Origin of the sequence: Pseudomonas sp. NPDC077649, assembly GCF_044542855.1 — a bacterium.
GTDB lineage: Bacteria > Pseudomonadota > Gammaproteobacteria > Pseudomonadales > Pseudomonadaceae > Aquipseudomonas.
The window spans coordinates 104,121-125,553 of sequence record NZ_JBITVF010000005.1 but is presented as its reverse complement, the minus strand read 5'-3'; the positions used below and the strand labels follow the sequence as shown (position 1 = coordinate 125,553).

At 66.8% G+C, this 21,433-nt stretch carries 17 protein-coding genes; 8 read left to right on the top strand and 9 right to left on the bottom strand.

Annotation, left to right across the window (positions count from 1 at the left end; genetic code table 11):
* Window positions 1–32: 32 nt before the first annotated feature.
* Window positions 33–1,700 (bottom strand): energy-dependent translational throttle protein EttA, encoded by a 1,668-nt coding sequence (ettA, locus tag ACIGFL_RS16405; protein WP_021445295.1) that lies wholly within the window; start codon window positions 1,698–1,700, stop codon window positions 33–35.
* A gap of 374 nt (window positions 1,701–2,074) precedes the next feature.
* On the opposite strand from ettA, the gene ACIGFL_RS16400 reads away from it, so the two are divergent.
* Together ACIGFL_RS16400 and glyA are read left to right on the top strand one after the other, a co-directional pair.
* A complete protein-coding gene (locus ACIGFL_RS16400; protein ID WP_397498000.1) occupies window positions 2,075–6,199 on the top strand; it encodes an EAL domain-containing protein in 4,125 nt (1,374 codons plus the stop codon).
* 252 nt (window positions 6,200–6,451) lie between these two features.
* The gene (gene glyA, locus ACIGFL_RS16395; RefSeq protein WP_397497876.1) at window positions 6,452–7,705 is read left to right on the top strand and encodes a serine hydroxymethyltransferase; all 1,254 of its coding nucleotides are present in this window, start codon (window positions 6,452–6,454) and stop codon (window positions 7,703–7,705) included.
* Between the two features lie 59 nt (window positions 7,706–7,764).
* Here glyA and ACIGFL_RS16390 read toward each other — a convergent pair whose 3' ends face one another.
* Window positions 7,765–8,271, bottom strand: coding sequence for a DUF3015 domain-containing protein (locus ACIGFL_RS16390; protein WP_397497875.1), 507 nt, complete (start codon window positions 8,269–8,271; stop codon window positions 7,765–7,767).
* 165 nt (window positions 8,272–8,436) lie between these two features.
* Between ACIGFL_RS16390 and ACIGFL_RS16385 the strand changes: the two genes are divergently transcribed.
* Window positions 8,437–8,814 carry a PilZ domain-containing protein gene (locus ACIGFL_RS16385; protein WP_397497874.1) on the top strand — a complete coding sequence of 126 codons (378 nt, stop codon included), beginning with the start codon at window positions 8,437–8,439 and terminating at the stop codon, window positions 8,812–8,814.
* A 124-nt stretch (window positions 8,815–8,938) separates the two neighbouring features.
* Here the strand turns inward: ACIGFL_RS16385 and radA are convergent, their stop codons facing one another.
* On the bottom strand, window positions 8,939–10,300 hold the full coding sequence (gene radA / locus ACIGFL_RS16380) for a DNA repair protein RadA (protein WP_397497873.1): 1,362 nt from the start codon (window positions 10,298–10,300) through the stop codon (window positions 8,939–8,941).
* 92 nt (window positions 10,301–10,392) lie between these two features.
* Between radA and ACIGFL_RS16375 the strand changes: the two genes are divergently transcribed.
* On the top strand, window positions 10,393–10,887 hold the full coding sequence (locus ACIGFL_RS16375; RefSeq protein ID WP_397497872.1) for a GNAT family N-acetyltransferase: 495 nt from the start codon (window positions 10,393–10,395) through the stop codon (window positions 10,885–10,887).
* 90 nt (window positions 10,888–10,977) lie between these two features.
* On the opposite strand, the gene ACIGFL_RS16370 is transcribed toward ACIGFL_RS16375, so the two are convergent.
* Window positions 10,978–11,256 carry a YdcH family protein gene (locus tag ACIGFL_RS16370; RefSeq protein ID WP_021445302.1) on the bottom strand — a complete coding sequence of 93 codons (279 nt, stop codon included), beginning with the start codon at window positions 11,254–11,256 and terminating at the stop codon, window positions 10,978–10,980.
* A gap of 79 nt (window positions 11,257–11,335) precedes the next feature.
* Complete coding sequence (locus ACIGFL_RS16365) at window positions 11,336–11,581, bottom strand: YdcH family protein (protein WP_021445303.1); 246 nt, start codon at window positions 11,579–11,581, stop codon at window positions 11,336–11,338.
* A 242-nt stretch (window positions 11,582–11,823) separates the two neighbouring features.
* Between ACIGFL_RS16365 and mscL the strand changes: the two genes are divergently transcribed.
* Window positions 11,824–12,237 carry a large-conductance mechanosensitive channel protein MscL gene (gene mscL, locus ACIGFL_RS16360; protein ID WP_021445304.1) on the top strand — a complete coding sequence of 138 codons (414 nt, stop codon included), beginning with the start codon at window positions 11,824–11,826 and terminating at the stop codon, window positions 12,235–12,237.
* A gap of 48 nt (window positions 12,238–12,285) precedes the next feature.
* On the opposite strand, the gene ACIGFL_RS16355 is transcribed toward mscL, so the two are convergent.
* Window positions 12,286–13,839 carry a TerC family protein gene (locus ACIGFL_RS16355; protein WP_397497871.1) on the bottom strand — a complete coding sequence of 518 codons (1,554 nt, stop codon included), beginning with the start codon at window positions 13,837–13,839 and terminating at the stop codon, window positions 12,286–12,288.
* Between the two features lie 422 nt (window positions 13,840–14,261).
* On the opposite strand from ACIGFL_RS16355, the gene ACIGFL_RS16350 reads away from it, so the two are divergent.
* Complete coding sequence (locus ACIGFL_RS16350) at window positions 14,262–15,287, top strand: CNNM domain-containing protein (RefSeq protein WP_021445306.1); 1,026 nt, start codon at window positions 14,262–14,264, stop codon at window positions 15,285–15,287.
* Window position 15,288: 1 nt separating this feature from the next.
* Here the strand turns inward: ACIGFL_RS16350 and ACIGFL_RS16345 are convergent, their stop codons facing one another.
* The gene (locus ACIGFL_RS16345; RefSeq protein ID WP_397497870.1) at window positions 15,289–16,065 is read right to left on the bottom strand and encodes a ferredoxin--NADP reductase; all 777 of its coding nucleotides are present in this window, start codon (window positions 16,063–16,065) and stop codon (window positions 15,289–15,291) included.
* Between the two features lie 68 nt (window positions 16,066–16,133).
* On the opposite strand from ACIGFL_RS16345, the gene ACIGFL_RS16340 reads away from it, so the two are divergent.
* A complete protein-coding gene (locus ACIGFL_RS16340; protein WP_397497869.1) occupies window positions 16,134–17,258 on the top strand; it encodes a methyltransferase in 1,125 nt (374 codons plus the stop codon).
* Between the two features lie 9 nt (window positions 17,259–17,267).
* On the opposite strand, the gene ACIGFL_RS16335 is transcribed toward ACIGFL_RS16340, so the two are convergent.
* Both ACIGFL_RS16335 and ACIGFL_RS16330 read right to left on the bottom strand, forming a co-directional pair.
* The gene (locus ACIGFL_RS16335; protein WP_397497868.1) at window positions 17,268–18,038 is read right to left on the bottom strand and encodes a YdcF family protein; all 771 of its coding nucleotides are present in this window, start codon (window positions 18,036–18,038) and stop codon (window positions 17,268–17,270) included.
* A 23-nt stretch (window positions 18,039–18,061) separates the two neighbouring features.
* Window positions 18,062–18,490, bottom strand: a complete 429-nt coding sequence (locus ACIGFL_RS16330) for a hypothetical protein (protein WP_122108952.1) — start codon at window positions 18,488–18,490, stop codon at window positions 18,062–18,064.
* A 319-nt stretch (window positions 18,491–18,809) separates the two neighbouring features.
* Here ACIGFL_RS16330 and leuS point away from each other — a divergent pair, with 319 nt between their 5' ends.
* The gene (gene leuS, locus ACIGFL_RS16325; protein WP_397497867.1) at window positions 18,810–21,422 is read left to right on the top strand and encodes a leucine--tRNA ligase; all 2,613 of its coding nucleotides are present in this window, start codon (window positions 18,810–18,812) and stop codon (window positions 21,420–21,422) included.
* Window positions 21,423–21,433: the final 11 nt, after the last annotated feature.

The window sequence follows — 21,433 nt, the reverse complement described above, 5'->3', positions numbered from 1 at the left end:
CGCAGGCTCCGTTTTTTTCATCTGGCGAAGAGTTATTGCGCCAGCTTCTTGTAGCGCACCCGGTGCGGCTGCGCGGCGGCGTCACCCAGGCGTTTCTTGCGGTCGGCTTCGAACTCGCTGTAGTTGCCCTCGAAGAAGTTGACCTTGCCGTCGTCCTCGTAAGAGAGGATGTGGGTGGCGATACGGTCGAGGAACCAGCGATCGTGGGAGATCACCACCGCGGCGCCGGGGAAGTCCAGCAGCGCCTCTTCCAGGGCGCGCAGGGTTTCCACGTCGAGGTCGTTGGACGGTTCGTCGAGCAGCAGCACGTTGCCGCCCTGCTTCAGGGTCAGGGCCATGTGCAGACGACCGCGCTCACCGCCGGAGAGGTCCTTGACGAACTTCTGCTGGTCGGCGCCCTTGAAGTTGAAGCGACCGACGTAGCCGCGCGACGGCACCTCGTAGTTGCCCACCTTGATCATGTCGAAGCCGTCGGAAATCTGCTCCCACACGGTCTTGCTGCCGTCGAGCAGGTCGCGGCTCTGCTCGACGCTGGCGATCTGCACGGTTTCGCCGATCTCGATGCTGCCGGAATCGGGCTGTTCCTTGCCGGTGATCATGCGCAGCAGGGTCGACTTGCCCGCGCCGTTGCCGCCGATCACGCCGACGATGGCGCCTTTGGGGATGCTGAAGGACAGGTCGTCGATCAGCACGCGGTCGCCGAAGGATTTCGACACGTTGTGGAAATCGATGACCTTGTCGCCCAGGCGCGGGCCGGCCGGGATGTAGATCTCGTTGGTCTCGCTGCGCTTCTGGAATTCCTGCGACTGCATTTCCTCGAAACGCTGCAGGCGCGCCTTGGACTTGGCCTGACGCGCCTTGGCGCCCTGGCGCACCCATTCCAGTTCGGCCTTCATCGCCTTGGCGTGCGACGCCTCGGCCTTGGCTTCCTGGGCCAGGCGGTTGGCCTTGGATTCCAGCCAGCCGGAGTAGTTGCCCTCGTAGGGGATGCCGTGGCCGCGGTCGAGTTCGAGGATCCAGCCGGCGACGTTGTCGAGGAAGTAACGGTCGTGGGTAATCGCTACCACGGTGCCGGGGAAGTCGTGCAGGAAGCGCTCCAGCCAGGCCACCGAGTCGGCGTCCAGGTGGTTGGTCGGTTCGTCCAGCAGCAGCATGTCGGGCGCCGACAGCAGCAGGCGGCACAGCGCCACGCGGCGCTTCTCGCCGCCGGACAGGTGTTCGATCTTGGCCTCCCATGGCGGCAGGCGCAGGGCGTCGGCAGCGACTTCCAGCTGGCGCTCCAGGTTGTGGCCGTCGGAGGCCTGCAGAATCGCCTCCAGCTTGGCCTGCTCGGCGGCCAGGGCGTCGAAGTCGGCGTCCGGCTCGGCGTAAGCGGCGTACACCTCGTCGAGGCGGGCCTGGGCCTGCTTGATCTCGCCCACGGCCTCTTCGACTATGTCGCGCACGCTCTTGTTCGGGTCGAGCTGCGGCTCCTGCGGCAGGTAGCCGACCTTGATCCCCGGCATCGGGCGGGCTTCGCCGTCGATCTCGGTGTCGACGCCGGCCATGATGCGCAGCAGGGTCGACTTACCGGCGCCGTTGAGGCCGAGCACGCCGATCTTGGCGCCGGGGAAGAACGACAGGGAGATGTCCTTGAGGATTTCACGCTTCGGCGGGACGACCTTGCTGACCCGATGCATGCTGTAGACGTACTGAGCCATGGAGAACCTGACTGGTGAGAATGGGGTGAAAACGGCGCGTCGTGGCGCGCAGTGCAGAGACCTTAGCCCCTGCCGGGGCGCACGCCAAGTGCCGAACGGATGGCTGGCCATGCGCGCGCGGCGCAAAGCTACCGGAATGCGCGAGGCAGGGCAAACCTACGCTCGTCGGCTCAGCTGGCACTTGGCCACATTTGCAGGCATGCTAGCCGGCTCGCGCGAGCGCAGGCCTGCTCGCGCGCCCGACACTCCGCAGCAGCTGCAGGTTCCAAGACGTGCCGACCCCCTCATCACCACCCTCGTCGCCTCAGGGAGAGTCGCACGCACCGCGCCGCCGCGAATCGCTCAAGCGCGCCCTGGTGGTGCTGGTGCTGGCCATGCTCGGGCTGCTGGCCTGGCAGCTGCTGCAGGAATACCGCCAGCTGCTGGACAACCAGCGGCAGTTGAGCCGCAGCTACAGCGAACAACTGGCCAAGCACCTGGGCCTGAACATGCGCCTCAAGGCCCAGGCCGGCCAGGCCATGCTACAGAGCAGCGAACCCCGTAGCGTCAGCACGGACGGGCTGGCCGCGCAGCTCAAGCCGCTGCGCGGCATCTTCCCGACCCTGGCCAGCCTGGCCTGGCTCGACGGCCATGGCCAACTGCTGGCCGACAGCGCCGGCGAGACCGCCGACCTGAGCTTCATCCGCAGCCTGCAGCAACGCAGCGGCGGCGCGCCCTACCACTTCGCCTTCAGCGCCCACGACGGCGGCGCGCTGTACCTGCTGCTGCGCCAGCCCGACGGCAGCGCGCGGGTGCTGCGCATGAGCGTGCGCGCGCTGCGCGGCTGGCTGCGTGAGCAGCACCAGAGCGAACACGCCTGGCTGCTCGAGGACCTGCAGAGCCGGCGGGTGATCGCCCGCGCCGACGCCCTGCAACAGGGCAGCCTGGTCGCCCCGGTCACTGCCGAGGAGCAGGCGCAGAGCCTGCAGCTGATCCCCCTGGACGGCAGCGACTGGCAGCTGCGCGCGCTGTTCGACACCGATCGCGCCGGCAGCCGGCTGATGCCGGCCCTGGCCGGCAAGTTTCTGCTGTTCACCCTGTGCAGCCTGCTCACCCTGCTCGCCCTGTACGGCCTGCAGCGCGAACAGCGCAGCCTGCAGCGGCTCAATGCCGAATCGCGGCGCTCGCTGCGCCAGGCCGCCAGCGCCCTCGGCGCGGTGGAGGAACGCATCCTGGTGACCCAGGCCGACGGCAAGCTGCGCTACCTCAACCCGCAGGCCGAGGCGCTGTTCGGCCAGAGCAGCCAGGCGGTGTGGGATCGCCACCTGCTGGAGCTGCTGCCCGACCTCGATCCGCTGCTGCTCAACAGCCCGCAGCAGACCAGCGACCTGGGCCCGGAGCTGGTGCGGGTGGTGCAGCAGGGTCGCGCGCGCCTGTTCGCCGTGACCCGCAGCGACATCAGCGAGGGCGGCCGCCAGGCCGGTTACGTCTGGGTGCTGCGTGACGTCACCGACGAGCAGCAGGCGATGCGCGTGCTGCAGGAAACCCGGCGACGCTACCAGGACATCTTCGAAGGCACCGGCGTGGCCCTGTGCGTGCTCGACCTGGCCGGCCTGCGCAGCTTCCTCCTGCAACACAAGCTGCGCGACAGCGCGAGCCTGGGCCGCTGGCTGCAGGCCGACGCCGGGCACCAGCGGCAGCTGCTGCAACAGCTGCGCATCACCGAGGCCAATCAGGTGGCGCTCAACCTGCTCGGGGTCAGGTCCACCGAGCAGGCCTGGCAGCAGCTGATCGACTGCGGCCCGCTGCAGCCGGACGACCTGCGCTACAAGCTGGCGGTGGCCGTACTCGAGGGCCCCAACCTGGTCGAGCTGGAAACCCAGCTGGTCACCGCCCAGGGCCTGCAACGCCATGTCTGGCTGGTGCTGCGTCTGCCGGAGATGATCCAGGACTACCAGGCGGTGACCCTGAGCATCGGCGACATCACCAGCCGCAAACGCATCGAGCTGTCGCTGATCGAGCGCGAGCGCTTCTGGTCCGAGGTGGTGCGCTCGGTGCCCGACCTGCTCTACGTGCACGACATGCAGAACAAGCAGGTGCTGTTCAGCAACCACAGCCTCGGCCTGCAGCTGGGCTACAGCGTCGGCGAACTCAAGGCGATGGCCGGGGAATTCTGGGAGCAGGTGCTGCACCCGGACGACAGCGATTACTACTGGCGCATCCGCAACCTGCAGAAGGTCATCGGCGACGGCCTGCTGCTCGAATCGGTGCTGCGCTGGCGCCACCGCGATGGCCAGTGGCGCTGGTTCAGCATCCGCGAACAGGCCCTGGCGCGCGATCCGCGCGGCCGGGTCAGCCGCCTGATCGGCGTGGCCAAGGACATCACCGAACAGATCGAGCGCAACCAGTCGCTGCGCGACAGCGAGCAGCGCTACCGCCTGCTCGCCGAAAGCATCAGCGACGTGATCTTCTCCACCGACGACAGCCTGGCGCTGAACTACGTCAGCCCTTCGGTGGAGCCGGTGCTGGGCTACTCGGTCGACTGGGTGATGGCCAACAGCTTCTCCAGCCTGGCGGCCAACCCCCAGCAATTGAACGGCCTCAACCTGCTGCTCGAACGCATCCGCGACGCCCTCGGCGACCGCCCCCGCCTCGACCGCCTGCGCGAGGAGCTGCCGGACCAGCTGTTCGTCTTCGACTGCCTGCGCGCCGACGGCCACAAGATCCCGGTGGAACTGCGCCTGGTGCTGATGTGGGACGAGAACGGCCGCTTCGAGGGCATCCTCGGCGTGGGCCGCGACATCAGCCAGCAGCGCCGCGCGGAGAAGGACCTGCGCATGGCCGCCACAGTGTTCGAGCACTCCACCGCGGCCATTCTGGTCACCGACCCGGCCGGCTACATCGTCCAGGTCAACAAGGCCTTCAGCCGGGTCAGCGGCTACTCCGCCGGCCAGGTGCTCGACCAGCTGCCCGGCATGCTCACCGCCGACCGCCAGCAGGCGGCGCACCTGCAGTACATCCTCGGCCAGCTCAACCAGCGCGGCAGCTGGGAGGGCGAAGTGTGGCTCAAGCGCAAGGGCGGCGAGAACTTCCCGGCCTGGGTCGGCATCACCGCGGTGCACGACGAGGAAGGCGACCTGGTCAGCTACGTGTGCTTCTTCAGCGACATCAGCGAACGCAAGGCCAGCGAGCAGCGCATCCATCGCCTGGCCTACTACGACGCCCTCACCCACCTGCCCAACCGCACCCTGTTCCAGGACCGCCTGCACAGCGCCCTGCAGCATGCGGATCGGCATGACGAATGGGTGGTGCTGATGTTCCTCGACCTCGACCGCTTCAAGCCGATCAACGACTCGCTCGGCCACGCCGCCGGCGACCGCATGCTCAAGGACGTGGCCATCCGCCTGTCGGCCTGCGTCGACGGCGACGACACCGTGGCGCGCATGGGCGGCGACGAGTTCACCCTGCTGCTGCAGCCGCGCGCCACCCGCGAGGGCGCACTGAACCGGGCGATCCACGTCGCCGAGCAGATCCTCTCCAGCCTGGCGCGGCCCTTCGTCCTCGAGGGCCGCGAGTTCTTCGTCACCGCCAGCATCGGCATCGCCCTGGCGCCGCAGGACGGCGAGGAACTCAGTCAGCTGATGAAGAACGCCGACACCGCCATGTACCACGCCAAGGAGCGCGGCAAGAACAACTTCCAGTTCTACCAGGCGGACATGAACGCCAGCGCCCTGGAGCGTCTGGAACTGGAGAGCGACCTGCGCCACGCCCAGGAACAGGGCCAGTTCGTCCTGCACTACCAGCCGCAGTTCTCCGGCGACGGCCGGCGCCTGACCGGGGTCGAGGCGCTGCTGCGCTGGAACCATCCGCGCCGCGGCCTGGTGCCGCCGGACGAGTTCATTCCGGTGCTGGAAGAACTCGGCCTGGTGGTGCAGGTCGGCGACTGGGTGCTGGACGAGGCCTGCCGCCAGCTCAAGGCCTGGCACGAGGAGAAGATCCGCATCCCGAAGATCTCGGTCAACCTGTCGGCGCGCCAGTTCGCCGAGGGCGACCTGCACACCCGCATCGCCGCCATCCTCGCCGGCAGCGGCATCCCGCCGGCCTGCCTGGAGCTGGAGCTGACCGAGAGCATCCTGATGCGCGACGTGGCCAGCGCCATGCAGACCCTGGCCGACCTCAAGCGCCTGGGCCTGTGCATCGCGGTGGACGACTTCGGCACCGGCTACAGCTCGCTCAACTACCTCAAGCAGTTCCCCATCGACGTGCTGAAGATCGACCGCAGCTTCGTCGACGGCCTGCCCGAGGGCGAGCAGGACGCGCAGATCGCCCGCGCCATCATCGCCATGGCCCACAGCCTGAACCTGGCGGTGATCGCCGAGGGTGTGGAAACCCAGGCGCAGCTCGACTTCCTACGCATGCACGAGTGCGACGAAGTGCAGGGCTACCTGCTCGGCCGACCGATGCGGGCGCAGCAGTTCAGCGCCCAGTTCGGCAATACGGCGCTGTTTATCCTGAGCTAAACGCAATCCTGGGATGGGTTAGTCGCCAGGCAGGCATGGGCCAGGAACGCATGTTCTGCGCGGCGCCCCATCGCGGCGCCTGGCAGCTCTGTCGTATCAGGATAAATGCACCCGCCGCTAACCCAACCTACAGCCCGCCATGAAGGCCATTTGTCCGCCGCATGACCGACCTTCATATTCCTGAATGCGACCTTTGCGGTAGAATCCGCCCCCTCTTTCTACCGCCCAGCTGATTTTTCTCAGGGGAATGCCATGTTCAGCCGTGATTTGAACCTTGCTCGTTATGACGCCGAATTGTTTGCCGCGATGGAGCAGGAAGCCCAGCGCCAGGAAGAACATATCGAGCTGATCGCCTCGGAAAACTACACCAGCCCGGCGGTGATGGAAGCCCAGGGCAGCGTGCTGACCAACAAGTACGCCGAAGGCTACCCGGGCAAGCGCTACTACGGCGGTTGCGAGTACGTCGACGTGGTCGAGCAGCTGGCCATCGACCGCGCCAAGCAGCTGTTCGGCGCCGACTACGCCAACGTCCAGCCGCACTCCGGCTCGCAGGCCAACTCGGCCGTGTACATGGCCCTGCTCAACGCCGGCGACACCGTGCTGGGCATGAGCCTGGCCCACGGCGGCCACCTGACCCACGGCGCCAGCGTCAGCTTCTCCGGCAAGATCTACAACGCCGTGCAGTACGGCATCACCGATGCCGGCCTGATCGACTACGACGAAGTCGAGCGCCTGGCCGTCGAGCACAAGCCGAAGATGATCATCGCCGGCTTCAGCGCCTACTCGCAGGTGCTGGATTTTGCGCGCTTCCGCGCCATCGCCGACAAGGTCGGTGCCTACCTGTTCGTCGACATGGCGCACGTCGCCGGCCTGGTCGCCGCCGGTCTGTACCCGAACCCGGTGCCGTTCGCCGACGTGGTCACCACCACCACCCACAAGACCCTGCGCGGCCCGCGCGGCGGCCTGATCCTGGCACGCAAGAACGAGGAGCTGGAGAAGAAGTTCAACTCCGCGGTGTTCCCCGGCGGCCAGGGTGGCCCGCTGGAGCACGTCATCGCGGCCAAGGCCGTGTGCTTCAAGGAAGCCCTGCAGCCTGAGTTCAAGGCCTACCAGGCGCAGGTGATCAAGAACGCCCAGACCATGGCCGGCGTGTTCATCGACAACGGCTACGACGTGGTTTCCGGCGGCACCGAGAACCACCTGTTCCTGCTCTCGCTGATCAAGCAGGACATCACCGGTAAGGACGCCGACGCCGCCCTGGGCCGCGCCTTTATCACCGTGAACAAGAACAGCGTGCCGAACGATCCGCGCTCGCCCTTCGTCACCTCCGGTCTGCGCATCGGCACCCCGGCGGTGACCACCCGCGGCTTCAAGGAAGAGGAATGCAGTCAGCTGGCCGGCTGGATCTGCGAAGTGCTGGCCAACATCGGCAACGACGAAGTCGAAGGCCGCGTGCGCGAGCAGGTCAAGGCGCTGTGTGCCAAGTTCCCGGTCTACGGCAACTAAGCCTCAGCCGAGAATGAAGAAGCCCGCCAACTCGGCGGGCTTTTTTGTGGACAACAGAATCAGGCCGGCTGTTTCACATAACGCGCCAGCTGGGCGTCGCGGCTCATCACGTCGAGGGTCGCGGCCAGCACCTGCTCGCTGGTGACGTCGGCCTGAGAGAAGATGCTGCCGAAGTTCTGGTGGGTGACCTTGGCGAAATGCGCGCGGTCCTGCGCCTCGATGCCCAGCAGGGTGGCATAGGCGTCCAGAGCTTCGCCCTGGCCGACCGCCATGTCTTCGGCGATGGAGTCGAGCATGCCATTCATCGCCAGCCACGAACGGCCGCCGTAGCCCATCGCCACGCTGGTGTCGCAGCCGTTGGTGCCGGAGGTCATGCCGAAGGTGGCGTTGCCCGAGGTGCCGTTGGTGGTGGTGGCCAGCAGGTGCGGGGCCAGACCGCGCTGCCCTTCGAATACCATGTTGCCCCAGCCGCAGCCATTGCCGCCGGCGGCGTTGGCGAACGCCCCGGTGCTGGCCAGGCTCAGCACGCCCACAATCAAACCCCTGCTCAGCAGTCGCTTGTCCATATCTGTTGCTCCGCAATGTCTTGGTAATGGAAACCGCACAAAGAGCTTTGGCGACACTTGCCAGGCTGTCAAACTCGCCCCCGCAAATCGTGGGCCGTGCGGCAAACGGCAGCGCGCCGCCAGCAGCCTTGGCTATAGTGATGGAAATCCTCCAGGAGTACGGGCATGAGTGAATCAGCCAACGAGCGTCGGCGCTTTCAGCGCATCGCCTTCGACGCGCCCATCGCAATCGCCCAGGGCGAACGGCGCTGGACGGCGGCTCTGCACGACCTCTCGCTCAAGGGCCTGATGATCAAGAAACCGCGCGACTGGAACGGCGACCCGGACCAACCGTTCGAGGCGCAGATCGACCTGGGCGGTGAGGCCCAGGTGAAGATGGAAGTGGTGCTGACCCGCACCCAGCAGGATCACCTGGGCTTCGTCTGCCGGCATATCGACCTGGACTCCATCAGCCACCTGCGCCGCCTGGTGGAGCTGAACCTGGGCGACGAGAGCCTGCTGGAGCGTGAGCTGGCGGCGCTGGGCGAGGACGAGACGCCATAGCGGCTCGGCTGGGTTGAGCGCAACGATCCCCATCGCGGCGGCGCCGCGCGGGGTTACGCGGCGCCAGGAATCGCTATCGACTCGAGATACATGCCCTCGCCGCTTACCCGACCTAGCCCCGGATCTACTCGAACAAGGCATCCAGCGCCTGCTCCAGGCGCGTCACGGCGATGATCGCAAGGCCGCCCGGCGCTTCCTTGGGCGCGTTGCCCTTGGGCACTATGGCGCGCTTGAAGCCGTGCTTGGCCGCCTCCTTCAGCCGCTCCTGGCCGCTCGGCACCGGACGGATCTCGCCGGACAGCCCCACTTCGCCGAACACCAGCAGATCGTGCGGCAGCGGGCGATTGCGCAAGCTGGAAATCACCGCCGCCATCAAGGCCAGGTCGGAGGCGGTTTCCAGCACCTTGACCCCGCCGACCACGTTGAGGAACACGTCCTGGTCGTAGGTGGGGATGCCGCCGTGGCGGTGCAGCACTGCCAGCAGCATGGCCAGGCGGTTCTGGTCCAGGCCCAGGGTGACCCGGCGCGGATTGGCCATATGGCTGGTGTCGACCAGCGCCTGCACCTCCACCAGCATCGGCCGGGTGCCCTCCCAGGTGGCCATCACCACGCTGCCGGGGACTTCCTCCTGAGCGCGGGTAAGGAAGATCGCCGAGGGGTTGGTGACCTCCTTGAGGCCCTTGTCGGTCATGCCGAACACGCCCAGCTCGTTGATCGCGCCGAAGCGGTTCTTCACCGCGCGCAGCAGGCGCAGGCGGCCATCGGACTCGCCCTCGAAATACAGCACGGTGTCGACCATATGCTCGAGCACGCGCGGCCCGGCCAGGGCGCCCTCCTTGGTCACGTGGCCGACCAGGAAGATCGCCGTGCCGCTCTGCTTGGCGTAGCGCACCAAGAGCGCGGCGCTCTCGCGCACCTGGGCGACGCCGCCAGGGGCCGACTGCAGCTGCTCGGTGAAGATGGTCTGGATCGAGTCGATGACCATCACCTTGGGTTTTTCCACCCGCGCGGTGGCGATTATGGTCTCGATGCAGGTCTCGGTCATCACCTTCAGCTGGTCCTCGGGCAGGCCGAGACGGCGGGCGCGCATGGCCACCTGCTGCTGCGATTCCTCGCCGGTGACGTACAGCGCGGGAAAGCGCGTGGCGATGTTGCACAGGGTCTGCAGCAGGATGGTCGACTTGCCGATGCCGGGGTCGCCGCCGATCAGCACCACCGAGCCGTCCACCAGGCCGCCGCCGAGCACCCGGTCCAGCTCGCCGGAGGCGGTGGAAAAGCGCGGCACCTCCTCGACGCTGACCTCGGCCAGGGTCTTGATCTGTGCCTGCTGGCCAGCCCAGCCGGTGCGCCCGCTCGGCGCCGAGACGCCTTCCAGCACGGTTTCCACCAGGGTATTCCAGGCCCCGCACTCGCCGCACTGCCCGGCCCATTTGGGGAAGGTGACGCCGCACTCGGTGCAGCCGTACATGCGCTTGGCCTTGGCCATGGGGGTCAGTCCTACCTGCTGAACAAAGGCTGGAACGATACCGAACAACTGGATAAATTTACAGACCCGCCAAGCCGCTCCCTGGAGCCCCCATGCAGATCGAACTGCTGCCCACCGCTGTCGACCAGCTCCCCCTGATCCGCAATCTCTACCAGTTCTACGCCTACGAGAGTTCGGACTGGGAGCAGGAAGAGGTCGAGAACGACGGCCGCTTCTATATCCACGAACCGCACCTGGCGCGCTACTGGCAGGAGCCGGGCTGGAGCGCACAGCTGATTCTCGCCGACGGCTTCATCGCCGGCTTCCTGCTGATCGAGCGCAGCGAACTGCCGGGCATCGACGCCGCGGAATTCGCCGACCTGTTCATCCTCAAGAAATACCGCCGCCAGGGCATCGGCCGCGCCCTGGTGCACCAGCTGCTGGGCGACGGCAGCCCCTGGCTGCTGCGTTTCTACCGTCAGGACGAACTGGCGTGCGCCTTCTGGGAACAGCTGTTCAAGGAGCTGCCGCGACCGCCGCGACAGATCTGGAACGAGGATGAAGCGGACGGCCTGCTCAGCTACCTGATCAATCCGCCCATGCACTGAGCGGCGCCGGCAGGCACGGCGGCTGGCCGGGAGGGCGCCACGCGCCCCTGGGCCGTGTCCGATTTCGCGGCGCCCCCTGTTCGAACGGCGTCAGCTCTTGCAGTCGTTGCCGCAGCCGCAGCACTGCCCGGCGGCGCGCTTGAGCTGGCGCGCCAGCTCGTCCTTGAGTGTCACGCGGCTGTGCTTGAGGGCGCCGAGGGCGCTATCGTCGAGCAGTTCGATGCCGTCCTCGATGCGGCAGATGCGTTTGTCCAGCGCCTCGTAGTCATCGGCCTGACGGGCGAACTGAGCGTCCTGCCGGCGCAGGCGCTGCAGTTCGTCGCGGTGTTCGGGGAAGTCGTGGATCAGCGGGTGATGGTCGACGTGCATGCGCAAGCTCCTTGGTTGGGGGTTGCGCGCAGCCTAGACCGACCTCGGGCGCCGCTCGTTGATCCGGGTCAAGCGCCGCCTAGGTCGCGGCGGCGCGCAGCAGGCTGGCGATCTCGTCCTTCAGGCCGACCCGTTGCAGCTTGAGCCCCTGCAGGGTCAGGTCGTCGACGGCGACGCGGCCGTCCTCGATTTCGTAGATGCGCTTGTCCAGCTCTTCGTATTCTTCGGCCATGCGGGCGAAGCGCGCATCGTGCTGCATCAGCTGGCGCAGGGCGCCGTTGTGTTGGGGAAATTCGCGAGTCAGCGGATGATGTTCGAGCGGCATGGAAGTCCCTCCCAGGAGATGGCCTTATTAGCCTAGTCGAGCTGCGGCTCGGCGGCTCGGCCGACGGCGAATTTCGCCCTCGACGAGACGAGCGGCCGTGTTGCCCAGGGCCTCGCGCCCGTACTGGCGAAAGGCGCCATCGGCACGCGGCGCTTATTTCGATATTGCCTTTGCAACCTGACTGCGGCCCAATCGCAGGCTATAAACACAGTTGGCAACAGCATCGGCAAAGGGAGTAAGGCATGAGCATCCTCAGCGAATTCAAGGCTTTCGCGGTCAAGGGCAATGTGGTCGACATGGCCGTCGGCATCATCATCGGCGCGGCGTTCGGCAAGATCGTCTCGTCCTTCGTCGGCGACGTGGTGATGCCGCCGCTGGGCATCCTCATCGGCGGGGTGGATTTCTCCGACCTGGCCATCGTGCTCAAGGCCGCCGAGGGCGAGGTGCCGGCGGTGACCCTGGGCTACGGCAAGTTCATCCAGACCGTCATCGACTTCACCATCGTCGCCTTCGCCATCTTCATGGGCATCAAGGTGCTCAACAAGCTCAAGCGCGAGGAAGAAGCCGCCCCCGCCGCGCCGCCGGCGCCGACCAAGGAGCAGGAGCTGCTCGGCGAGATCCGCGACCTGCTCAAGGCGCAGCAGGGCAAGGAATAACCCCGGCAGAGAAACGACAAGGGCGCCGTCTGGCGCCCTTGTCGTAGATCAGCTGAGCGGTGGCGTCAGCAACAACTTGCTCACCCGCCGCTCCTTGACCTCGGTGACGGTCAGGCGCCAGTCGGCGTACTCCAGTTGGTCGCCCAGCACCGGCAGGCGGTCGAGCAGGCTCATGGCCAGGCCGGCCAGGGTCTGGTAGTCGTCGCAGGGGGCGGCGATGAAGCCCAGTCGCTCGCGCAGCACCGCCAGGTTGAGCGCACCGTTGACCCGGTAGCCGCCCTCCACGTCCTCGATCTCCGGGCCGTCCACTTCGCTGGCATCCGGCAGTTCGCCGGCAATCGCCTCGAGGATGTCGGTCAGGGTCAGCAGGCCCTCGAAACCGCCGAACTCGTTGACCACGAAGGCCACGTGGGTCGAGGCCTGACGCATCTGCTCCAGCGCGCCGAGCACCGAGACGCCGTCCGGCAGGTTGATCGGCGTGCGCACCAGGCTCTCGATGTCCGGCTGCTCGCCCTTGAGCAGTTCCTTGAACAGCTCCTTCTTGTGGATATAGCCCAGCGGCTCGTCGGCGCTCGCCGCACGGCTGACCAGCAAACGCGAGTGCGGCGAGTCGAGCAGGGCCTGGTGGATCCTCTCCAGGGGCGCGTCCAGATCGATCCGGTCGACCTGCATGCGGTCGGTCATCGCCGTGCTGATCGACTGCTCGGCCAGGCCCAGCACGCCGCGGATCATCACCCGCTCGCGGCGGTCGAACAGCCCCGTTTCGCCGTGGCCACCCTCGAGCATGTCGGCGATCTCCTCGCCCACCTCGTCGGCCTCGACCTTGCCGCCGAGCAGGCGCAGCACCGCGTGCGCAGTGCGCTCGCGCAGGCCGCGTTCGCCCTGCAGGTGGCGCTTGCGGCGCGAGCGGGCGAGCTGGTTGAACACCTCGATGAGGATCGAGAAACCGATCGCCGCATACAGGTAGCCCTTGGGAATGTGGAACCCCAGGCCCTCGGCGGTGAGGCTGAAGCCGATCATCATAAGGAAGCCCAGGCACAGCATGATCACCGTCGGGCGGGCGTTGACGAAGGCGGTCAGCGGCTTGCTGGCGAGCATCATCAGCGCCATGGAGATGACCACGGCGATCATCATCACCTGCAGGTGCTCGACCATGCCCACCGCGGTGATCACCGCGTCCAGGGAGAACACCGCATCGAGCACGATGATCTGCGCCACCACCGGCCAGAAGCGCGCGTAGGTGCGGCTGCCGCTGACCTGGTGGCTGCGCCCTTCGAGGCGCTCGTGCAACTCCATGGTGGCCTTGAACAGCAGGAAGATACCGCCGCCGAGCATGATCAGGTCGCGCCCGGAGAAGGTCTTGTCGAACACTTCGATCAGCGGCTCGGTGAGGGTCACCAGCCAGGCGATGCTGGCCAGCAGGCCGAGGCGCATCAGCAGGGCCAGGCTCAGGCCGATCAGACGTGCGCGGTCGCGCTGATGCGGCGGCAGCTTGTCGGCGAGGATGGCGATAAACACCAGGTTGTCGATACCGAGGACGATTTCCAGGACGACCAGGGTCAGCAGACCCAACCAGGCCGTGGGATCGGCGATCCATTCCATTTACAGAGATGCTCTTGTGAAGGGGAAACGAACCCAGGCGAAAGCGCCATGCAGGCACGCGGCCGGCACGGGAAGACTCGACTGGGGGATACGGGAACCAGCGCGCAAGGGCTGGGGTAGAACGCTGCAGGCAGCGGCGCCTACAGGATGGGCTGCCCTCGGGCACGTTGCCGAGGGCGGTCGACTACTGTCGCTGTCCATACAGACCGGATAGAGAAAACAGGGCCGACGATCTTATTGCAGCGAACCGACGCGACTAAGCCCCGACTTGTAACCAGGCGTTACATGGACGCCCATGGGCGCCGTCCCGCGCCGATTCGAGTGCTGACAGACACGAAATGTTGCAGCTTGCCAATCGTCGTCCCGCCGCTCCGGCCTGGTTTCCTATAGATTGAAGGGCCATTTGCCGCCAACTCCCCCACATGACACTCCTGATAGCGTTCGCTGTCCTCTCCATCCTGGTTTCGTTCATCTGTTCCATCCTCGAAGCCGCCCTGCTTTCCCTGACGCCCAGCTATATCGCCCAGCAGAAGGTCGATCGCCCCAAGCTGTACGAGCGGCTGAAAGAGCTCAAAGACAAGATCGACCAGCCGCTGGCCGCCATCCTCACGCTGAACACCGTGGCCCATACCGTGGGCGCCACAGGTGTCGGCGCGCAGGTGACCATCGTCTTCGGCGACGGCTATCTCGGCGCCGCCTCGGCGATCATGACCCTGCTGATCCTGGTGCTCTCGGAAATCCTGCCGAAGACCATCGGCGCCCGCTACTGGCGTGCCCTGGCGCCCTTCCTGCCGAGCCTGCTGGGCGCCATGATCCTGCTGCTCAAGCCGTTCATCGTTATGTCCGACCTGATCATGCGCCTGTTCGGCGGCAAGGAGCCGGAGCACGACATTCGCCAGGAGATCAAGGCGCTGACCCTGCTCGGCCGCGAACTGGGCAAGCTCGACGAAGACGAGCAGCGGGTGATCAGCAATATCCTCGACCTGCACGAGATCAAGCTGCGCGACATCATGACCCCGCGCATCGTCTGCGAATCGGCGGACCCGGACGACTCGATCGGCGCCTTCAAGGCGCGGGTCAAGCAGAGCCAGTTCTCCCGCTACCCGGTGATAGGCGCAGACGAAGCGCCACTGGGCGTGGTGTTCCGCTACGACGCCCTGGCCGCCGAGGACGACACCGCACCGGTGACCAGCATCATGAAGCCGCTCAAGGTGGTGCCGGAAAGCATGAACGTGGAAAACCTGATGACCCAGCTGATGCAGGAACGCCAGCACATGTGCCTGGTGTACGACGAGTTCGGCAGCTGGCGCGGCCTGGTGACCCTGGAAGACATCATGGAGACCATCATCGGCAAGCCGATCCTCGACGAGACCGACGACATCCCCAATATGCGCCGCTTCGCCAAGCGCCGCTGGGAGCACCGCATCAAGGCGATCCGCGAGGAGTGAACTACCAGTAGTTCTCCACCGCCACCTGGCCGGGGCGGCGGGTCAGCGCCAGGTTCAGGTTGCGCGCCCTGAGCACGGCGCGGGTGTCCTCGATCATCTGCGGGTTGCCGCAGAGCATGATGCGCGAGTGCTCGGGCGCAAGCTTCAGGCCGGCGGCACGTTCCAGCTCGCCGCTCTCGATCAGGCTGGTGACCCGCGCATGAAGTGCCCCGGGCACCTGCTCGCGGGTGACCACCGGCAGGTACTGCAGCTTGTGCCCCGCCCCCTCCAGCCACTCGCGCCGCGGCAGATCGGCGATCAGCTCCTGATAGGCCAGCTCGCCGCGATCGCGGGCGCTGTACACCAGGACGATACGCTCGAAGCGCTGCCAGACCTCCAGGTCCTGCAGGATCGACAGGAAGGGCGCCAGCCCGGTGCCGGTGCCGATCAACCAGAGGTCGCGGCCATCGGCGAAGCGGTCGAGGGTGAGAAAGCCGGTGGCCTGCTTCTCCACCAGCAGCTCGTCGCCGGGCGCAAGGCCGCTCAGCTCGCTGGTGAACTCGCCGCCGGGCACGACGATGGAGAAGAATTCCAGATAGTCGTCGTGCGGCGCCGACACCATCGAATAGGCACGCCAGACGATGCAGCCGCTGGCCTTGCGCACGCCGAGGCGGACGAACTGTCCGGCACGGAAGCGGAACCCCGCGTCGCGGGTGCAGCGCAGGCTGAACAGACTGGGCGACCAGACACGCACCTCGGTCAGGACCTGGCGGGTGAACTTCTCTTCGCTGACGGTCATACTTCCCCCTTTGCTCAACTCCCCTGCAGTCTCGCGCAAAGCGGGCGCGACAAACACCGACGGTTTCCATGCCTATTCTCGACACCCCCTTCGCCCAGCTCGATCTGCTGCGCCAGCCGCATCAGCCGAACGAACCGCTGCAGGCCTTCGACGCCGCCGACGAGTACCTGCTCAAGCACCTGCACGAGCAGGGCCTGGGCGCGAGCGACGCGGTGCTACTGCTCAACGACGGCTTCGGCGCCCTGGCCTGCTCGCTGGCCGGGCAGTGCCGGCTGACCAGCAGCGGCGACTCGCACCTGGGCCGTATCGCCCTGGACAACAACCTGGCGCGCAACGGCCTGGCCAGCGACGCCGTGACCTTCGTGCCGGCCAGCGACACGCCGCAGGGGCCGTTCGACTGGGTGCTGATCCGCGTGCCCAAGACCCTGGCCCTGCTGGAGGAACAGCTGATCCGCCTGCACGGCCAACTCGCCCCCGGCGCACGGGTGGTGGCCGGCGCCATGGTCAAGCACCTGCCGCGCGCCGCCGGCGATCTGCTGGAACGATACATCGGCCCGGTACAGGCCTCGCTGGCGCTGAAGAAGGCCCGTCTGCTGCTGGCCACACCCGAGCCGAAGGCGGCGCCCGCATCGCCCTACCCGACGCGTTACCGGTTGGACAACCCGGCCATCGAGCTGCTCAACCATGCCAATCTGTTCTGCCGCGAGGGCCTGGACATCGGCACCCGCGCCTTCCTGCCGCACCTGCCGCGCCACCTCGGTCGCCTGCGCGTGGCGGATCTGGGCTGCGGCAACGGCGTGCTCGGCATCGCCTACGCGCTGCACAGCCCGCAAGCGGAGCTGTGCCTGGTGGACGAGTCCTATATGGCCGTGCAGTCGGCGAAGGACAACTGGCGGGCGGCCCTGGGCGAGCGGCCGGTGGAGATCCGCGCCGGCGACGGCCTGGCCGAGCAGCCGGCCGAGTCGCTGGACCTGGTGCTGTGCAACCCGCCCTTCCACCAGCAGCAGGTGGTCGGCGACTTTCTCGCCTGGCGCATGTTCCAGCAGGCCCGCGCCGCGCTGGTCAAAGGCGGCGAGCTGTGGATAGTCGGCAACCGCCACCTGGGCTACCACGCCAAGCTGGGACGGCTGTTCCGCGGCGTCGAACAGGTGGCGGCGACGCCCAAATTCGTGGTGCTCAAGGCGGTGAAATAGGCGCCGCGCTCACCGACGCCCATAGGCCAGCGGATAGAGCAGTAAGCCCAGCGCCTCGTTGAGCAACTGGCCGCTCTGCCACACCGCCTTGGCCTCCGGCAGCCAGCCGCCCAGCGGCCTGGCGCTGCCGCCGCCGAGAAAGCCCATGGGCGCCACGATCACCTCGAAGCCGGCCTGCTCGAAGCACCAGCGCGCCCGCGGCATATGCCAGGCCTGGGTTACCAGCACCACCCGGCGCACACCCTGCGGCTGCAGCAGCTCGGCACTGAAGCGGGCGTTCTCCCAGGTGGTGCGGCTGCGCGGCTCCAGCCAGCGCACCGGCTGGCCGTAGTCGCTGGCCAGGGTCTCGGCCATCAGCGCCGCCTCGCTGGGCGGCTGACCGTAGTGCAGGCCGCCGCTGGTCGCCAGCGGCAAGCCCGAGGCCCGTGCCAGGCGCGCGGCGTAGCGCAGCCGCTCGAGCGCCAGGGTGCTGGGCTGGTCGCCGCCGCCCCAGGCCGGATCGTTCTGCTCGCGCCCGGCGCCGAGAATCACGATGGCATCGGCGCGCTGCGCCAGCGCCGGCCACTGCGCCGCGCTCAGCGCCGGCTCGCGCTCCAGCTGACGCGCGCTCCACTCCACCACGAGCGGCAGGCTCATCAGCCACAGGCCGCCGCAGCCGAGGACGAAGCAGGCGCCAGCCAGCCGCGGAAAGCGCCGGCGCAACCACCAGGCGAGCACGATGAGCAGCACCAGCACGCCGGGCGGCATCAGCAGTTGTTTGAGGATGTAACGAATCGGCATGGGCACCTCCAGGGTGCCCAAGCCTAGCGAGGATTGCCGCTGCGAAACAGCTTCGAGCCACAGGACTGACAGGCCTGGGCATCCTGACCGCGCTGCCAGCTCACCGGCGTGCCGCACAGCGCGCAACACAGCGCCTGACGCCGCTTGAGCAGTGGTTTGGCCTTGGCCACCGGGCGAACGCCGGCGGCCTTGCCGACTCGCAGCGGCTGACGCTGGATCAGCGCCAGTTCCTCGGCGGCGGCATGCCAGCCGCGCAGCCAGTGCAGGTCGCGATTGAGGTAGGCGCGGATCAGTTCCAGCTCGGCAGGGCTCAGGCCGTCCAGCTCCAGCTCGCGCATCGGCTCGGCGTGCAGGCGACTGGCGGTCTCGGCTTCCTCAAGCGCCAGGGCAAGGCGTTGCAATAGCCGCTCGTACAGGCCGCCGCCCCGCTCCACTTGCCGCAGTTCACCCATCCAACACCTCGCGAGGCCCGACACCCGCGGCCCATAAGCAAAGCTTAGCGAAGGCCCCGCAAGCAGCCGGACGCCGCGACAAACGGCGCGCGCCGTGCAATCTGGGTTTCCCTCGGCAGACGGCGCTCATGTATGCTACGGCGCTTTCCGTAAGAGCCTGTTTACGATCTTCTGGATTAGAGCCAGACAAGGCGGAAGTGGCCGAGAAAGCGCAGTTTACGAGTGGTAAATGAGCATTCGAGGGCGCTTCCAACGCCCTATGGCCGACAGCCAGGAGATCGCAGGCAGCCTCTAAAGCCCCTTTGCCAGCGCCAGAGCCATGCACGAACAGTACTCGCCCCGTGAAATAGAAGCCGCCGCGCAGTCCCACTGGGACGCGCAGAAATCCTTCGTCGTCAGCGAACAGCCCGGCAAGGACACCTTCTACTGCCTGTCGATGTTCCCCTACCCCAGCGGCAAGCTACACATGGGGCACGTGCGCAACTACACCATCGGTGACGTGATCGCGCGCTACCAGCGCATGCAGGGCAAGAACGTGCTGCAGCCGATGGGCTGGGACGCCTTCGGCATGCCGGCGGAAAACGCCGCGATGAAGAACCAGGTGGCGCCGGCCAAATGGACGTACGAGAACATCGCCTACATGAAGTCCCAGCTCAAATCGCTGGGTCTGGCCATCGACTGGACGCGCGAAGTCACCACCTGCAAGCCGGACTATTACCGCTGGGAACAGTGGCTGTTCACCCGCCTGTTCGAAAAGGGCGTGATCTACCGCAAGAACGGTACCGTCAACTGGGACCCGGTGGACCAGACCGTACTGGCCAACGAGCAGGTCATCGACGGCCGTGGCTGGCGTTCGGGCGCGCTGATCGAGAAGCGCGAAATCCCGATGTACTACTTCAAGATCACCGCCTATGCCGAAGAGCTGCTGAGCAGCCTGGACGAACTGGATGGCTGGCCCGAGCAGGTCAAGACCATGCAGCGCAACTGGATCGGCAAGAGCTTCGGTGCCGACATCGTGTTCGACTACGATGTCGCCAGCATCGGCATCGACGGCCAACTGAAGGTCTACTCGACCCGCCCCGACACCCTGATGGGCGCCACCTACGTCGCCGTGGCCGCCGAACACCCGCTGGCCCAGCGTGCTGCCGCAGGCAACCCGCAGATCGCCGCCTTTATCGCCGAATGCAAGGCCGGTTCCGTGGCCGAGGCCGACATGGCCACCATGGAAAAGAAGGGCCTGGCCACCGGCCAGTTCGTCATCCACCCGCTGACCGGCGACAAACTGCCGGTATTCGTCGCCAACTACGTGCTGTGGGGCTACGGCGAAGGCGCGGTAATGGCCGTGCCGGCGCATGACGAGCGCGACTTCGAATTCGCCAACAAGTACGACCTGCCGATCACGCAGGTCTATGCCGGCGAGGGCAAGGACTACGACGCCAGCACCTGGCAGGACTGGTACGGCGACAAGGCCGGCCTGACCACCATCAATTCCGGCAAGTACGATGGCCTGGACTTCAGCGCCGCCTTCGACGCCATCGTCGGCGACCTGGAAGCCAGCGAGCACGGCGCGCGCAAGACCCAGTTCCGCCTGCGCGACTGGGGTATCAGCCGCCAGCGCTACTGGGGCTGCCCGATCCCGATCATCCACTGCAACAGCTGCGGCGACGTGCCGGTGCCGGAAGACCAGTTGCCGGTGGTGCTGCCCGAAGACGTGGTGCCGGACGGCGCCGGCAGCCCGCTGGCCAAAATGCCCGAGTTCTATCAGTGCAGCTGCCCGAAATGCGGCGCGCCGGCCAAGCGCGAAACCGACACCATGGACACCTTCGTGGAAAGCTCCTGGTACTACGCGCGCTACGCCTCGCCGAGCTACACCCAGGGCATGGTCGACCCGGCCGCCGCCAACCACTGGCTGCCGGTGGATCAGTACATCGGCGGCATCGAGCACGCCATCCTGCACCTGCTCTATGCGCGCTTCTTCCACAAGCTGATGCGCGACGAGGGCCTGGTGTCGTCCAACGAGCCGTTCAAGAACCTGCTGACCCAGGGCATGGTGGTCGCCGAGACTTACTACCGCACCCTGGAAAACGGCGGCAAGGACTGGTTCAACCCGGCCGACGTGGAAGTCGAACGCGATGCCAAGGCCAAGGTCATAGGTGCCCGCCTCAAGTCCGACGGTTTGCCGGTGGAAATCGGCGGCACCGAGAAGATGTCCAAGTCGAAGAACAACGGCGTCGACCCGCAGGCGATGATCGACGCCTACGGCGCCGACACCTGCCGCCTGTTCATGATGTTCGCTTCGCCGCCCGACATGAGCTGCGAATGGTCCGACTCCGGCATCGAGGGCGCCAACCGCTTCCTGCGCCGCGTCTGGCGCCTGGCCCACAGCCATGTCGCTGCCGGCCTGCCGGGCCAGCTGGATATCGCGGCGCTGAGCGACGAGCAGAAGGCCGTGCGCCGCGCCATCCACCTGGCGATCAAGCAGGCCAGCAACGATATCGGCCAGCACCACAAGTTCAACACCGCCGTCGCCCAGGTGATGACCCTGATGAACGTGCTGGAAAAAGCCGCCACCGCGAGCGAACAGGATCGCGCGCTGCTGCACGAAGGCCTGGAGACCGTCGTCCTGCTGCTGGCGCCGATCACCCCGCACATCAGCCACGAGCTGTGGCAGCGCCTGGGTCATGCCGATGCGGTGATCGACGCGCAGTGGCCGCAGGTCGATGAGTCCGCCCTGGTGCAGGACAGCCTGACCCTGGTGGTGCAGGTCAACGGCAAGCTGCGCGGCGAGATCATCGTTGCGGCCGACGCCAGCCGCGAGGAAGTCGAGGCCGCCGCCCGCAGCAACGACAACGTCCTGCGTTTCACCGAAGGCCTGGCGATTCGCAAGGTCATAGTCGTGCCGGGCAAGCTGGTCAACATAGTCGCCAACTGATTAAGCTCGGC